The 14,986-nt window shown below is 70.6% G+C and carries 11 protein-coding genes; 7 read left to right on the plus strand and 4 right to left on the minus strand.

What is annotated here, in order from left to right; genetic code table 11:
- Positions 1 to 63 precede the first annotated feature (63 nt).
- The 3 genes from IF28_RS0101595 to IF28_RS0101605 all read left to right on the plus strand — a co-directional run bounded on the left by IF28_RS0101595 (position 64) and on the right by IF28_RS0101605 (position 3,113).
- Positions 64 to 738, plus strand: a complete 675-nt coding sequence (locus IF28_RS0101595) for a DUF3000 domain-containing protein (RefSeq protein WP_078620798.1) — start codon at positions 64 to 66, stop codon at positions 736 to 738.
- Positions 739 to 1,007: 269 nt separating this feature from the next.
- Positions 1,008 to 1,670 carry a helix-turn-helix transcriptional regulator gene (locus tag IF28_RS0101600; RefSeq protein WP_030212648.1) on the plus strand — a complete coding sequence of 221 codons (663 nt, stop codon included), beginning with the start codon at positions 1,008 to 1,010 and terminating at the stop codon, positions 1,668 to 1,670.
- A gap of 150 nt (positions 1,671 to 1,820) precedes the next feature.
- Entirely contained in the window at positions 1,821 to 3,113 is a 1,293-nt protein-coding gene (locus tag IF28_RS0101605; protein WP_030212651.1) for a ribonuclease D, read from the plus strand.
- A 60-nt stretch (positions 3,114 to 3,173) separates the two neighbouring features.
- Here IF28_RS0101605 and IF28_RS0101610 read toward each other — a convergent pair whose 3' ends face one another.
- From IF28_RS0101610 to IF28_RS0101620, 3 genes are read right to left on the minus strand one after another with little or no spacing between them, the layout of a single operon-like run.
- Entirely contained in the window at positions 3,174 to 4,004 is an 831-nt protein-coding gene (locus IF28_RS0101610; protein ID WP_030212654.1) for a carbohydrate ABC transporter permease, read from the minus strand.
- Positions 4,001 to 4,954: a carbohydrate ABC transporter permease gene (locus tag IF28_RS0101615; protein ID WP_030212656.1), complete on the minus strand. Its 954-nt coding sequence runs from the start codon at positions 4,952 to 4,954 to the stop codon at positions 4,001 to 4,003. The genes IF28_RS0101610 and IF28_RS0101615 overlap by 4 nt, the downstream gene beginning before the upstream one ends.
- Positions 4,954 to 6,270, minus strand: coding sequence for an ABC transporter substrate-binding protein (locus IF28_RS0101620; RefSeq protein WP_030212659.1), 1,317 nt, complete (start codon positions 6,268 to 6,270; stop codon positions 4,954 to 4,956). Before IF28_RS0101620 ends, IF28_RS0101615 begins: the two co-directional genes overlap by 1 nt.
- A 151-nt stretch (positions 6,271 to 6,421) precedes the next feature.
- Between IF28_RS0101620 and IF28_RS0101625 the strand changes: the two genes are divergently transcribed.
- The 4 genes from IF28_RS0101625 to IF28_RS0101640 all read left to right on the plus strand — a co-directional run bounded on the left by IF28_RS0101625 (position 6,422) and on the right by IF28_RS0101640 (position 13,372).
- Positions 6,422 to 8,806: a glycoside hydrolase family 2 protein gene (locus tag IF28_RS0101625; RefSeq protein ID WP_030212669.1), complete on the plus strand. Its 2,385-nt coding sequence runs from the start codon at positions 6,422 to 6,424 to the stop codon at positions 8,804 to 8,806.
- Positions 8,803 to 9,837 (plus strand): LacI family DNA-binding transcriptional regulator, encoded by a 1,035-nt coding sequence (locus tag IF28_RS0101630; protein ID WP_030212676.1) that lies wholly within the window; start codon positions 8,803 to 8,805, stop codon positions 9,835 to 9,837. The genes IF28_RS0101625 and IF28_RS0101630 overlap by 4 nt, the downstream gene beginning before the upstream one ends.
- A gap of 191 nt (positions 9,838 to 10,028) precedes the next feature.
- Positions 10,029 to 11,246, plus strand: a complete 1,218-nt coding sequence (locus IF28_RS0101635; RefSeq protein ID WP_030212677.1) for a thiolase family protein — start codon at positions 10,029 to 10,031, stop codon at positions 11,244 to 11,246.
- Positions 11,243 to 13,372: a 3-hydroxyacyl-CoA dehydrogenase NAD-binding domain-containing protein gene (locus IF28_RS0101640; RefSeq protein ID WP_030212678.1), complete on the plus strand. Its 2,130-nt coding sequence runs from the start codon at positions 11,243 to 11,245 to the stop codon at positions 13,370 to 13,372. Before IF28_RS0101635 ends, IF28_RS0101640 begins: the two co-directional genes overlap by 4 nt.
- Positions 13,373 to 13,445: 73 nt before the next feature.
- On the opposite strand, the gene IF28_RS0101645 is transcribed toward IF28_RS0101640, so the two are convergent.
- The gene (locus IF28_RS0101645; RefSeq protein ID WP_030212679.1) at positions 13,446 to 14,954 is read right to left on the minus strand and encodes a hypothetical protein; all 1,509 of its coding nucleotides are present in this window, start codon (positions 14,952 to 14,954) and stop codon (positions 13,446 to 13,448) included.
- Between the last annotated feature and the right edge of the window lie 32 nt (positions 14,955 to 14,986).

Genomic DNA, 14,986 nt, shown 5'->3' on the forward strand with positions numbered 1-14,986 from the left:
ACCGCCGGGCGGCGCGGGTGTCCCTCCCTGCGCCGGGGGCCCGTTCCGCTTAACCTTCCCCGCATGGCTGCGGCTCAGGGACGACTGTCGGACGGCGCTGGCGGAATGGACGAGCGGAAGGAGAGCGAAGGGGACCCGGGGCAGGGGGGTGCGCCCCCGTTGCCCTTCCGGACCGCTGTCGAGGCGCTGCGCGGTGCGCGGCTGCGGCCGCAGATCGAGGTGGACCCCACGCCCGCGCCGAAACGGCTGGCGCCGTACGCGTACGCGCTGGAGGCGGCGGTCGTCGACGGCGAGGAGGATCTCGCCGACGGCAGGCTCGTCCTGCTGCACGACCCGGCCGGGCACGACGGCTGGCGGGGCACCTTCCGCCTGGTGACGCTGGTGCGCGCGGAGCTGGAGCCGGAGATGGCGGCGGATCCGCTGCTGCCGGACGTGTGCTGGTCGTGGCTGACGGGTGCGCTGACGGCGCGCGGACTGACGTACGGCGAGCCGAGCGGCACGGTGACGCGCGCGAGTTCCCACTACTTCGGCGGGCTGTCGGAGCGGCCCGCCGCCTCGCAGATCGAGATCCGGGCCTCCTGGACGCCCCGCGAGGGTCTGGGCGGGGCTCCGGACACGGCCGCGCATCTGGTCGCGTGGTCCGATCTGCTGGCTCAGGTCGCGGGGCTCCCGCCGGCCGCTCCCGGGGACGCCTCCGTGGTGACGCTGCCGCAGCGCAGGGGCCCGCAGTCGCGCTGAGCTGCCCGCTCGAGCCCGTCGGCAATCATCGACGCCCATCTCTTTGTCGATACGGCCACTTTCGGAAGCGTTGTGACCGAGACCGGAACCGTTCGATCTTCGAATGATCGCTCGCGCGTCCGAATTGCTCGGATTGTTACTCATCACTTCGTGATCATTCGTTAAAGGACACCAGGTTTGTTGCCGAAGACGACTGTGACCTTGAAAGCACGGTTCGTCCTGGCTCCGCCCCCCACGAGCCGGCCCCGCCCCGCCCCCCAGGAGGCCTGGTGTCCGTTCTCCTCGAGCAGCCCGCAAGCCTGGTCGCCTACCGCCCGAACAAGCCGACCGCGATGGTGGTCGTGGCCGACCCGCGCGTCCGTTCCACCGTCACCCGCCATCTGTGGGCGCTCGGGGTACGCGATGTCATCGAGGCCTCGTCCGTCGCGGAGGCTCGTCCCCGCGTCGGCAACCCCCGCGACATCTGCGTCGCCGAAGTCCATCTGCCGGACGGTTCCGGCCTCACCCTCCTCTCCGAGACCCGCGCCGCGGGCTGGCCCAACGGCCTCGCCCTCTCCGCGGCCGACGACATCGGCGCGGTGCGCAACGCGCTGGCCGGTGGAGTGAAGGGCTACGTCGTCACCGGCACCCGTACCAACCTCGGGCTCCCCACCCGGCCCGGTGCGGCCCCCATCGGCGCCGCCGCCGCACGCCTGCACCGCCGCCCCCCGGGTGCCCCGAGCCACCCGGGCGGCTACCGCGAGCTGTCGGGCCGTGAGGTCGAGGTGCTGCGGCTGGTGGCGGAGGGCCAGTCGAACAAGGCGATCGGTGTGTCCATGGGCCTGTCCGCCCTGACCGTCAAGAGCCACCTCGCCCGTATCGCCCGCAAGCTCGGCACGGGCGACCGGGCCGGGATGGTCGCGGTGGCGCTGCGTACCGGCATCATCCACTGACCCCTGTCCGCCCGATCACCGGCGCCCGTCACGGTCCACGACCGCGGCGGGCGTCCTCGTCGTATCCGGCGCGGCCTGTTCTCGCTGGTCAGTCATGCCCGCCCGGACGGGGACAGATTCGGCCGCCGTCCGGGCGGATACCCTTGACAGGTGACCGACGCCCACGACACCGCAGCAGACAGTTCACTGCGCACCACCGGAGGCGCCCCTCCGGACGACGGCGGATCTTCTGCTACGGAGGCGCCGATCCCCTTGCTCGAACCCCGCGAGGGCATTCCGCCCGTGATCACGGACGAGACCGCGCTCGCCGAGGTCGTCGCCGCGTTCGCCGCCGGCACCGGTCCGGTCGCCGTGGACGCCGAGCGGGCCTCCGGCTACCGCTACGGCCAGCGCGCCTATCTGGTGCAGCTGCGCCGCGAGGGCGCCGGGAGCGCGCTGATCGACCCCGTCGCCTGCCCCGACCTGTCCGCCCTGGGCGAGGCGCTGTCCGGCGTCGAGTGGGTGCTGCACGCGGCCACCCAGGATCTGCCCTGCCTGCGCGAGATAGGCATGGTGCCCACCCGCCTCTTCGACACCGAACTGGCCGGCCGGCTCGCCGGGTTCCCCCGGGTCGGGCTCGGCGCGATGGTGGAGAACGTGCTCGGCTTCGTCCTGGAGAAGGGCCACTCCGCCGTCGACTGGTCCACCCGCCCGCTCCCCGAGCCCTGGCTGCGTTACGCCGCCCTCGACGTCGAGCTCCTGGTCGACCTGCGTGACGCGCTGGAGAAGGAGCTGGACCGGCAGGGCAAGCTGGACTGGGCCCATCAGGAGTTCGACGCCATCGCCTCGGCACCGCCGCCGGAGCCCCGCAAGGACCCGTGGCGGCGCACCTCCGGCATGCACAAGGTGCGCCGGCGCCGCCAGCTGGGCGTCGTACGGGAGCTGTGGCAGTTGCGCGACCGGATCGCCCAGCGCCGGGACGTCTCCCCCGGCAAGGTGCTCTCGGACGCGGCGATCGTCGAGGCCGCGCTCGCCATGCCGGCCAACCACCACGCCCTGGCCGCGCTCAACGGGTTCGGGCAGCGGGTGGGGCGGCGCCAGCTGGAGCAGTGGCAGGCCGCCGTCGACCGGGCGAAGGCGCTGAGCGAGGCCCAGCTGCCCCAGCCCGGCCAGCCGGTGACCGGGCCCCCGCCGCCGCGCGCGTGGGCCGACAAGGACCCGGCGGCCGCGGCGCGGCTGTCCGCGGCGCGGGCCGGCGTCAGTGCGCTGGCGGAGCGGCTGGGGATGCCGCCCGAGAATCTGATCACCCCGGATACAGTGCGGAGGGTCTGCTGGGAGCCGCCGCAGCCCGCCGACGGGCAGGCCGTCGCGACGGCGCTGGCCGCGCATGGGGCCAGGCAGTGGCAGGTCGAGCAGGTCACGCCCGTACTGGTGGCGGCGTTGGCCGCGGCGGGTGGCGCGTAGCCGCTGTACTGGGCCGCGCCTGTGGGCGCCTGTTCTCAGGCGCCCACACCTCTCTCGTCCCTACTTCGTCGCCCCTCTCATGAAGCCGTTGTAGATGAAGCGCTGGAGGAAGAGGAAGACCAGGAGGGTGGGGAGGATGACCAGGACCGCGCCTGCCGAGATGGTCTCCCAGTGGGCGCCGAAGGGGCCCTTGAAGCGGAACAGGGACGTCGAGATCACGCCAAGATCCTCGGAGGGCATGTAGAGGAACGGGATGTAGAAGTCGTTGTAGACGTTGATCCCCTTCACGATGACCACCGTCGCGATCGCCGGTTTGAGCAGCGGGAAGATCACCTTGCGGTAGACGGTGAACGCGCCGGCGCCGTCCAGACGGGCCGCCTCGTCCAGGGAGACGGGGATGGAGCGGATGAACTGCAGGAAGATGTAGATCGACACGATGTCGGTGCCCATGTAGAGCGCGATCGGCGCCCACAGACTGTCGAACATGCCGAAGCTGTTGACGATCTGGAAGGTCGCCACCTGGGTGGTCACCCCGGGGACCAGCGCGGCGAGCAGGAACAGGACGACGACCAGTTTCCGGAACCGGAACCGGAAGCGGTCGATCGCGTACGCCGTCATCGAACCGATGAGGATCGTGCCGCCCACGGCGACGACGAGGATGATCGCCGTATTGCCGAACGCGGACAGCATCTGGCCGTCCCGGAACGCCGTCACGTAGTTGCCGAGGTTCAGCGGGTCGTCGGGCAGTGCCAGTGCCCCGCTGCCGTTCGCCATCTCCTCGGACGACTTCAGCGAGGTCAGGAAGACCACGGTGAGCGGCAGCAGGACGACGAGCGTGGCGAGGATCAGGGACACGTACACGAGGGTGCGGGCCACCGTGCGGCGGGTCATACCAGGTCCACCTTTTCGTCGGGGACGACGCGCCGCTGCACCCAGGTGACCGCCAGGACGATCAGCAGGAGGACGACGGCGGCGGCCGAGGCGAGTCCCGTCTTGTTGAACTGGAAGGCCAGCTTCACCGTCTGGATGACGAAGGTCTCGGTGCCGGTGGCGCCGCCGGTCATGATGTAGGGGATCTCGAAGACCGACAGCGAGCCGGAGACGGAGAGGATCACGCTCAGGCTCAGGACGGGTCTGATGCCGGGCGCGATGATGTACCGGAACTGGTGCCAGCGGCTCGCCCCGTCGATCTCGGCGGCCTCGTACAGCTCGCCCGGGATGGACTGGATGGCGCCGAGGAAGAGGACGAAGTTCAGGCCGGTGTAGCGCCAGACGGAGACACCGGCGAGCGACGTGTTCGCGGAGAACGGCGTACCCAGCCAGGCGTGGTCGGTCCCGACGCCGAGCAGGCTCAGCACCGAGTCGAGGGTGCCGCCGTCCTGGAAGAAGTAGAGGAAGACGAAGCCGATCGCCACCCCGTTGATCAGGTACGGGAAGAACAGCACACCCTTGAAGAAGTTCCGGAAGCGGACGTCGAAACTGAGGATCGTGGCGAAGTAGAGAGCGGCGACGATCTGCACCACGGAGGCGGCGAGGTAGTAGCCGCTGACGAAGAAGACCTCGAACAGCTCGGAGCGGGTAAGGAGTTCGGTGTAGTTGCCGGTGCCGGTCCAGTTCAGTTCGGGGCTGACGCCGTCCCAGTCGGTGAAGCTGTACGCGATCATGTTGGCGATCGGCGCGTAGGTGAAGGTCAGCAGCAGGGCCAGCGGAGCGATCAGGAAGAGCCACGGGGTGAGGCCGCGCGTCAGCCGGGTGCGGCGCGGGGCGGCCGCGGCCCGTTCCGGCCCGGCGGGCGCGGCCGGGGGAACCGGCCGCGCCGACTTGCGGGTGGTGTCCGTCATCAGGACCCCAGCGAGTTCCGTGCCTCGGTCCAGCGCTCGCCGAGGTCGCCGAGATAGTCGTCGAGTCCGCCCTTGCGGGCGCCGCGGGCGAGGTCGACGAGTTCCTGGCGGTAGTCGGGCTTGTAGATGCCGACCTCGGACTGGTTGTCGATGGACTTCACCTCGGCGCCCTTGGTGTCGTCGAGGTCGATGAGCTTGACGCCCTTGTCCTCGTACGGCTCGAGGATGTCGGGCAGCGGGGCGTCCTTCAGCGGGGACAGGGCGAGATTGGCCGCCGCGTAGCCGGACTTGTCGGTGAACCAGTCGATCCAGGCGCGGGCGGCCTCCTTGTGGTCGGAGTTGACGTTGACGGCCTGCTGGTAGTCCGGCGAGGTCACCGCGCAGAAGACGCCGTCCCGTTGGGCGGGGAAGGGCATGAAGCCGATGTCGGCGGGGTCGGTGCCGGCCTGCTTCGCGGCGTCCCGCATCTGGACGACGGCCCAGGAGCCGAGCCACATCGTGGCGATCTCGCCCTTGGCCAGTTTGGGCTTGGAGCCCTCCCAGTTGGTGGTGGTCGGGTCCTTCTCCACGAGTCCGCCGCGCACGATGTCGTACAACAGGGTGTCGCCCACGCGCAGATCGGCGCCCTCGGCCCAGGGGTCGCCGTCGGCGAGCCTGGTGGTGGCTCCGGTGTCGCAGCCGACGGAGCCGTTGACGTTGGTCCACTGGGTCAGCGGCCACATGTCCTTGAAGTTGGTGTAGTACGGCACCGCGTCGGTCTTCGACTTGATCGCCTTCAGATCGGCGAGGAACTCGGCCGGGGTGGTGGGCCATTCGGTGACGCCGGCCTCGCTCCACACCTTCTTGTTGTAGATGAAGCCGGGGACCACTCCGATCGGGCTCTGGCCGTAGACCTTGCCGTCGACGGTGGAGTAGTCGGTGAAGCGGTACTTGGCGCCGCGTTCCTCCTTGGTGCCCAGCGAGGCGAAGAACCTGGGGTAGTCCTTCTTCTCGATGACCGCCGGGATCATGAGGACGTCGCCGTAGTTCTCCGTGTTCATACGGATCTTGACCTCACCCTCGTAGTCGGTGAGGCCGTCGAACTCGACCTTCACCCCGGGGTAGGTCCTGTTGAACTCGGCGGCGTACTTCTTCATCGTCCCGTCCTGCACCAGGTCCGTGCGGTGGGTGAGGACCGTGATGGTGCCCTTGACCTCGGAGGGATCGTCGGGGGCCTTGGCGTCCGCGCCCTTCGAGGAACTCCCCGTGCCCGTGCAGGCGGAGGCCAGGAGGGCGAGGACGGCGATCGATCCGGCGAGTACCTTACGGCGGTTCATGTGCACCAGCTCCGTTCACGGGGCGGACGAGCACGAGTGGGTTGGCTGGTTCGGCACTCTGGCAGCCTCCTACTGAACCGGTAAAGTCTCTATTGCGCCAACGATGTCAAAACGTTGCCCACACGCGGCTCAACCGGTTTAGGGAGTGTGCATGCGTCAGGTCACACCGCTCACCGAGGGATGGACCCTGCGACACCCGGACGGCACGGGGGACGCGCTCCCCGCCTCGGTGCCGGGCTGTGTGCACACCGATCTGCTGACGGCCGGGCTGATCCCCGATCCGTTCCTCGGCCGTGCCGAGGCCGAGGTGGCGTGGGTGGGCCGGCGGGACTGGACGTACGAGACGGAACTGCGCCCCGGACCGGGCGGGCACGAGCGGACGGAGCTGGTCTTCGACGGTCTCGACACCGTGGCCGAGGTCCTGCTCGACGGCCGGACGCTGGGCCGGACCCGGAACATGCACCGCTCGTACCGCTTCGACGTGACGGGACTGAGCGGGCCGCTGGCCGTGCGGTTCACCTCCGCGTACACCGAGGCGGAGGCGGTGCGCGCCGCCCTGGGCGAGCGGCCGGGGGCGTATGCCGAGCCGTACCAGTATCTGCGCAAGATGGCCTGCTCGTTCGGCTGGGACTGGGGGCCGACGCTGGTGACGGCCGGGATCTGGCGTCCGGTGCGGCTGGAGCGGTGGTCCACGGCCCGGATCGCCCGGGTGCGCCCGCTGGTCACCGTCGAGGACGGGGTGGGGCAGGTGGAACTCGCGGTCGAGGTGGAGCGCTTCGGGGGCGCGACGCCGCTCATCGTGGAGGCGGGCGTCGGCGGTGTGCGCGCCCGCGCGGCGGTCGACGGCACGGCGGGGAGCGTACGGCTGCGGGTCCCGGACGCGGAGCTGTGGTGGCCCCGAGGCTACGGCGAACAGCCGCTGTACGACGTCGAGTTGACGCTGCTGCACGGTGAGGAGACGCTGGACTCGTGGCGGCGGCGGATCGGTTTCCGGACGGTGGAGCTGGACACCTCGGCCGATGAGCACGGCACCGGGTTCACCCTGGTCGTCAACGGCGAGCGGCTGTTCGCGCGCGGGGTCAACTGGATCCCGGACGACGCCTTCCCGTCCCGGATCACCCGTGAGCGCTACCGGCGGCGGCTGGAGCAGGCGGCCGCCGCGGGCGTGGACCTGGTGCGCGTCTGGGGCGGGGGGATCTACGAGAGCGAGGACTTCTACGACGCCTGCGACGAGTTGGGGCTGCTGGTCTGGCAGGACTTCCCGTTCGCCTGCGCCGCCTACCCGGAGGAGCAGCCGCTGCGCGGGGAGGTGGAGGCGGAGGCCCGGGAGAACGTCGTACGGCTGATGCCGCATCCCTCGCTGGTGCTGTGGAACGGCAACAACGAGAACCTGTGGGGGTTCAGGGACTGGGACTGGGAGCCGGGGCTGGCCGGGGACTCCTGGGGCGAGGGCTACTACCTGGGCGTACTGCCGCGCGTGGTCGCCGAGTCGGACCCCACCCGGCCGTACACGGCGGGCAGCCCCTGGTCCGGGTCCTGGCTGCACCACCCCAACGACCCGGCGCACGGCACACATCACTCCTGGGAGGTGTGGAACCGTACGGACTACGCCGACTACCGGCTCCACGTGCCGCGTTTCGTGGCCGAGTTCGGCTGGCAGGCGCCGCCCTCGTACGCCACGCTGCGCCGGGCGCTGCCCGGTGAGGAGCTCACGCCGGACTCCCCCGGCATGCTGCACCACCAGAAGGCGGAGGACGGCAACGGCAAACTGGAGCGCGGCCTGGCCCGCCATTTCACCGTGCCGGACGGGGACTTCGACCGCTGGCACTATCTGACACAGCTCAACCAGGCGCGCGCGATCGCGGCCGGGATCGAGCACTGGCGCTCGCACTGGCCGGTGTGCGCGGGCACGGTGGTGTGGCAGCTCAACGACTGCTGGCCGGTGACGTCGTGGGCGGCGGTCGACGGGGACGGGCGGGAGAAGCCGCTCTACCACGAGCTGCGGCGGCTGTACGCGGACCGGTTGCTGACGGTGCGGGCGGAGGGTGACGGGCTGGTGGTGGCGGCCGTGAATCAGTCGGCCGAGGAGTGGCGGGGCACGCTGCGGCTGCGGCGGATGTCCGTGGACGGGGCGGTGCTCGGGGAGGCGGGGGCGGTGCTGGCCGCCTCGGGACGGACGGTGGGGCTGGCCGAGGTGCCGGCCGGTCTGGTGCCGGCCGGTCCGCAGGAGTTCCTGGTCGCCGACGCCGACGACGGGGTGCGGGCGCTGCACTTCCCCGCCCCGGACCGGGAGATCCCGTATCCGCGTCCGGAGTTCGAGGTCGCCCTCGTGCCGGACGGGATCACGGTGACCGCCCGCACCCTGGTACGGGATCTGCTGCTCCAGGCCGACCGGCTGGACCCGGAGGCGGTGTCCGACCGGGGGCTGGTGACCCTGCTGCCCGGGGAAGAGGTGACCATCGGGGTGCGCGGCTGGAAGACTCCGGACGCGGACACCGCCCGTGGTGCCCTGTACTGCGTGGAGCCCACTCGATGACGGCAACGCCGACCCCTCGCGTCACCATCAAGGACGTCGCCGCGCGCGCCGGTGTGTCCAAGGGGGCCGTGTCCCTCGCCTTCAACCGGAAGCCCGGACTGTCGGAGGCGACCCGGGACCGGATCTTCCGGGCGGCGCGGGAACTGGGGTGGGCGCCGAGTCCGACCGCGCGCACACTGGCCGGGTCACGGGTGGACGTGGTGGGGCTGGCCGTGTGCCGGCCCGCCCGGCTGCTGGGCCTCGAGCCGTTCTACATGGAGTTCATCTCCGGGGTGGAGAGCGTCCTCGTCGAACGGTCCTGCTCGCTGCTGCTGCGGCTGGTGCGCAGCCCGGAGGAGGAGGTCGGGCTGATGGAGTCGTGGTGGCGGGGCCGCCAGATCGGCGGATCCATCCTGGTGGATTTCCGGGCCGGCGACCCCCGCCCGGCGGTGGCGGAGCGGCTGGGGCTGCCGGCGGTGGCCGTCGGGCATCCGTCGCTCACCGGCGGGCTGACCTCCGTATGGACGGACGACGCGACGGCGGTGACGGAGGCGGTGCGGTATCTGGCGGCGCTCGGGCACCGGCGGATCGCCCGGGTGGGCGGGGCGGCGGCGCTCGGGCACACGTCGATCCGTACGACCGCGTTCGACGAGGCGGTACGGGGGCTGGAGCCGGCCGCGCGGGCGTGGCAGGTGGCGACGGACTTCTCGGGGGACGCGGGGGCGCGGGCGACGCGGTCGCTGCTGGCGGCGGGGCGGGGGGAGCGGCCCACGGCGATCGTGTACGACAACGACATCATGGCGGTGGCGGGGTTGTCGGTGGCGGCGGAGATGGGGTTGCGGGTGCCGGACGACGTGTCGTTGCTGGCGTGGGACGACTCGCAGCTGTGCCGGCTGACTCATCCGACGTTGTCGGCGATGAGTCATGATGTGCACGGGTTCGGGGCGGAGGTGGCTCGAACGCTGTTCGGGCTGATCACCGGGGGTGGGCCGGGTTCGCACCCGGTGCCGACGCCGGTGCTGACGCCCCGGGGCTCCACCGCCCCGCCGTGATGCGCCCCCGCCGTCCCTTCCCTGGGGCTCCGCCCCAGACCCCGCTCCTCAAACGCCGGAGGGGCTGGATTCAGCGAGGCATACGTGTGATGTTCGCCGCTCCAGCCGCCGGGACTGTGCAGTCACGTTACTCATAAGTAGCATGGCCCGTAAGCAAGCGCTCAGCGTCCCGCACCTGGAGGAGAGCCAACGTGCCTCGTACCGTCAGGGACGTCGTCTTCGTCGACGGCGTCCGTACCCCGTTCGGCAAGGCGGGCCCGAAGGGCATCTACCACGAGACCCGCGCCGACGACCTCGTCGTGAAGGCGATCCGGGAGCTGCTGCGCCGCAACCCGGGTCTCGACCCGAAGAAGATCGACGAGGTCGCGATCGCCGCGACCACGCAGATCGGCGACCAGGGCCTGACCATCGGCCGCACGGCCGGCATCCTCGCGGGCCTGCCCACCTCGGTCCCCGGCTACTCCATCGACCGTATGTGCGCGGGCGCCCTGACCGCCGTCACCACGGTGGCCGGCTCCGTCGCCTTCGGCGCGTACGACATCGCCGTCGCGGGCGGTGTCGAGCACATGGGCCGCCACCCGATGGGCGAGGGCGTGGACCCCAACCCGCGCTTCGTGAGCGAGAAGCTGGTCGACGAGTCCGCCCTGTTCATGGGGATGACCGCGGAGAACCTGCACGACCGCTACCCGGCCATCACCAAGCAGCGCGCCGACGAGTACGCGGTCCGCTCCCAGGAGAAGGCCGCGAAGGCGTACGCCAACGGCAAAATCCAGGCCGACCTGGTACCGGTCTCCGTGCGCCGCACCAACGAAGAGGCCGGTGAGACGGGCTGGGGCCTGGTCACGGCCGACGAGCCGATGCGTCCGGGCACCACTCTGGAGAACCTGGCCGGTCTGAAGACGCCGTTCCGCGTCCACGGCCGGGTCACCGCCGGTAACGCGGCCGGGCTGAACGACGGCGCCACCGCCTCGCTCATCGCGAGCGAGGACTTCGCCCGCGAGCACGGCCTGCCCGTCAAGATGCGGCTGGTCTCCTACTCCTTCGCGGGTGTCGAGCCCGAGGTCATGGGCTACGGCCCGATCCCGGCCACGGAGAAGGCGCTGGCCCAGGCGGGCCTGTCCATCTCCGACATCGGTCTGTTCGAGATCAACGAGGCCTTCGCCGTCCAGGTCCTCGCCTTCCTGGAGCACTACGGCATCGCCGACGACGACGCGCGCGTCAACCAGTACGGCGGCGCCATCGCGTTCGGCCACCCGCTGGCCTCCTCCGGCGTCCGGCTGATGACGCAGCTGGCCCGCCAGTTCGAGGAGCAGCCGGACGTCCGCTACGGCCTGACCACCATGTGCGTCGGCTTCGGCATGGGCGCGACGGTCATCTGGGAGAACCCGCACTTCGAGGGGGACAAGTGAGCACCACCGCAGAGCTTCTGAAGGGTGCGGCCGAGCTGTTCCCCGGCGAGGTCGTCACCAGCGCGCACGTACGGCACTTCGACCTGCCGCTGGGGGCGGGGCGGTTCGCGCTCATCACCCTCGACAACGGTCACGACCACACCAAGCCGACCACGCTCGGCCCGCAGTCGCTGGCGAACATCGACGCCGCCATCGACCAGGTCGAGAAGGAGGCCGCGGACGGCGGCATCGTCGGCGTCGGCGTCACCGGCAAGCCGTTCATCTTCGCGGTCGGCGCCGACCTCAAGGGCGTCGAGCTGCTGAAGCGGCACGAGGACGCGCTGGCCATCGGCAAGGGCGGCCACGACGTCTTCAAGCGGCTGTCGACGCTCGCCGTGCCGACGTTCGCGTACTACAACGGCGCCTCGATGGGCGGCGGCGTGGAGATCGGCCTGCACTGCTCCTACCGGACGGTGTCCTCGGCCCTGCCCGCGTTCTCCCTCCCCGAGGTCTTCCTCGGTCTGGTGCCCGGCTGGGGCGGCTGCACGCTGCTGCCGAACCTGATCGGCGCCGACAAGGCCGTCTCGGTCATCATCGAGAACAGCCTCAACCAGAACAAGCAGCTCAAGGGCGCGCAGGTCCACGAACTCGGCATCGCGGACGCGATCTTCGAGGGCGCGGACTTCCTGGAGCAGTCGCTGATCTGGACCGCGGCCGTCCTCAAGGGCGAGATCGTGATCGAGCGCCCGGTGATCGACCGTGGTGAGGCCTGGGACCAGGCCGTCGCACGCGGCCGCTTCATCGCCGACGCCAAGGTGCACGGCGCCGCCCCGGCCGCCTACCGCGCGCTGGACATCATCGCCGACGCCAAGAACGGCGACCTCCAGCAGGGCTACGACGCCGAGGACAAGGCGCTCGCCGACCTCATCATGGGTGGCGAACTCCGGTCCGGCATCTACGCGTTCAACCTGGTGCAGAAGCGCGGCAAGCGCCCGGCCGGCGCCCCGGACAAGAACCTGGCCCGCCCGGTCACCAAGGTCGGCGTCGTCGGCGCCGGTCTGATGGCCTCCCAGCTCGCGCTGCTGTTCCTGCGCCGCCTGGAGGTCCCGGTCGTCCTCACCGACATCGACCAGGAGCGCGTCGACAAGGGTGTGGGCTACGTCCACGCCGAGATCGACAAGCTGCTCGGCAAGGGCCGGATCAACCAGGACAAGGCCAACCGCCTCAAGGCGCTGGTCTCGGGTGTGCTGGACAAGGCCGAGGGCTTCGCGGACGCGGACTTCATCATCGAGGCCGTGTTCGAGGAGATGGGCGTCAAGCAGACGGTGTTCGAGGAGGTCGAGGCGGTCGCCCCGGCGCACGCGATCCTCGCCACCAACACCTCCTCGCTGTCGGTCTCGGAGATGGCGTCGAAGCTGAAGCACCCCGAGCGGGTCGTCGGCTTCCACTTCTTCAACCCGGTCGCCATCCTCCCGCTGCTCGAGATCGTCCGCGGTGAGCGGACCGACGACGCTGCTCTGGCCACGGCGTTCGGTGTCGCCAAGAAGCTGAAGAAGACCGCGGTGCTCACCAAGGACGCCCCGGCGTTCGTGGTGAACCGCATCCTGACCCGCTTCATGGGCGAGATCCAGAACGTCATCGACGAGGGCACCCCGGTCGAGGTCGCGGAGAAGGCGGTCGAGCCGCTCGGGCTCCCGATGTCGCCGCTGGTGCTGCTCGAGCTGGTCGGTCCGGCGATCGGCCTGCACGTCTCCGAGACGCTCAACAAGGCGTTCCCGGACCGCTTCACGGTCTCCCCGAACCTCAAGAAGGTCGTCGGGGCGGGCAAGCGCGGCTTCTACGTCTACGACAGCGGCAAGCCCGAGCTGGACCCCGAGGTCGCCGCCCTCCTCGAGCAGGGCGACACCGTCCTGACCGAGGAGCAGGTCCGCGACCGCGTCCTGGACGCGGTGGCCCAGGAGATCGGCCTGATGCTCGCCGAGGGTGTCGTCGCCGAGGCCCAGGACATCGACCTCTGCCTGATCACCGGCGCCGGCTGGCCCTTCCACCTGGGCGGCATCACGCCGTACCTGGACCGCGAGGGCGTGTCGGAGCGGGTGAACGGGAAGCGGTTCCTGGAGGCCGGGGTGGCGTCGGTCCCGGCGTAGTACCCGCAGACAACCGAAGGGCCCCTGGAATTCGCCGGCGAATTCCAGGGGCCCTTGTCATGGGGGCGGACGGTCAGTAACCGAAGGGCGAGGCTCCCGCCGTGACGTGCATGACGTCGAAGGGGACGAGGGCCGCCGGGGTCTCGGTCCCCACGGCGTCCACGGCGAACACCTCCACGGTGTGCATGCCTTCCTGCCAGGGCCACCCGGCGTCCCAGACCCACCGTCCGTCGGCCGCGACCGGAGCCGTGCCCAGCAGGGTGCCCCCCGCTCTGAAACCCACCTGTACCGCTCCCCCGGCGAAGCCGGCGAAGCGTACGGCCGGCCCCGCGACCTGCTCGTAGGCCGCCGGCGCCTGGACCGTCGGCGCCGTCGGCGCGCCGTGCGCCGGGGGCGCCGGCACGGGGGCTCCGGGCTGGGCCGGGATTCCGGGCCCGGCGGCGGCCGCCGCGCCGGCCACGGCGGTGAACGCGACGACGGTGCCCTTGGTGTGGCGCTTCTCCGCGTCCCAGGCGACGGCCTTCACCAGGTGGTCGCCCGCGCTCCAGGGCTTGTCCCGCTTCCACGCCCACGTGCCGTCCGGGGCCACCGAGGGGGAGCCCAGGAACTTGCCGTGCTCCCAGAGGCTCACCCGGACCGCTCCGGGGGCGGTGCCGGTGAAGTACACGCCGTCCGTGGGCAGTTCCATGTGCGCGAGCGGATGCGTCACCACCGGCATGGGGATCTCGCTGGGCCGCTCCGCCGAGGTGGCCGACAGATAGCCCTCGAGGGCGGACCGGTCGCGGTCGGGCTCCTCGTACCCGTTGCGCACCATGCCCAGCCTGGGGGGAAGCCCGTCGGCGAGCATGTTCAGGAGCCCCATGAGGAAGGGGACGTTGCGCCGGGTGACGTCCGAGTGGCGGGTGATGTGAGGGGACTCGCTGAAGACGAAGTTGAAGTTGTCGTACCCCTGGAAGAGTCCGAGGAAGGGCTCGACCTGCTCCTTGTACTGCTCGTCCTGCGGCGAGGAGAGGAGGTAGATGTTGGAGTGCCGGGCGACGCCCGAGCGCACCAGGTCCGGGATGAGCGCGTCGACCGTCCGGACGTTCTCCTCCGGAATCCCGTCGCCCAGCATGAACCGGGCGACCTTGGGGTGCACCCGCTTCACATAGGTGCCGACGAGGAACTGCGGCACGATGGAGACGATGTTGCCGAAGCCGTAACGCATGCCGAAGTAGAGGGCGGCGCTGCCGCCCTTCGAGCCGCCCCACATCGTGACCTGGTCCGGGGTCAGGTCGAGGGCGTTCATCACCTTGGAGATGACCCCGATCACGGACTGCTCCAGGGAGAAGTCCATCCCCTCGCACAGGTAGTAGCTGTTCATGCCGTGGAACTGGTCGCGGATCCACAGGATGTTGGACCGGACGGGGTTGAGGACGCCGTTGGACCAGCCGTAGTCGTCCGTGACCATGAAGTTGGCGAACACGACGAGGAGGTGCCGGTTGCCTCCCTTGGCGTGCGTGAACCGGTACTCGACGGGATACGCGCCGGAGGTGTCGACCCCGGTGATCAGCTCGCGTGTCTTCGGCGCTGCTTTCGGCATGTGTGGTTTCCGCTCGTGGGTTGTCGTCATCG

Origin of the sequence: Streptomyces sp. NRRL WC-3626 (assembly GCF_000718785.1) — a bacterium.
GTDB lineage: Bacteria > Actinomycetota > Actinomycetes > Streptomycetales > Streptomycetaceae > Streptomyces > Streptomyces edwardsiae.

Excerpts from the sequence above, each read along its gene's own strand:
- IF28_RS0101595 (WP_078620798.1), top strand. The coding sequence starts at position 64 with ATGGCTGCGGCTCAGGGACGACTGTCGGACGGCGCTGGCGGAATGGAC.
- IF28_RS0101610 (WP_030212654.1), bottom strand. The coding sequence starts at position 4,004 with ATGACCCGCCGCACGGTGGCCCGCACCCTCGTGTACGTGTCCCTGATC.
- IF28_RS0101615 (WP_030212656.1), bottom strand. The coding sequence starts at position 4,954 with ATGACGGACACCACCCGCAAGTCGGCGCGGCCGGTTCCCCCGGCCGCG.
- IF28_RS0101620 (WP_030212659.1), bottom strand. The coding sequence starts at position 6,270 with ATGAACCGCCGTAAGGTACTCGCCGGATCGATCGCCGTCCTCGCCCTC.
- IF28_RS0101625 (WP_030212669.1), top strand. The coding sequence starts at position 6,422 with ATGCGTCAGGTCACACCGCTCACCGAGGGATGGACCCTGCGACACCCG.
- IF28_RS0101630 (WP_030212676.1), top strand. The coding sequence starts at position 8,803 with ATGACGGCAACGCCGACCCCTCGCGTCACCATCAAGGACGTCGCCGCG.
- IF28_RS0101645 (WP_030212679.1), bottom strand. The coding sequence starts at position 14,954 with ATGCCGAAAGCAGCGCCGAAGACACGCGAGCTGATCACCGGGGTCGAC.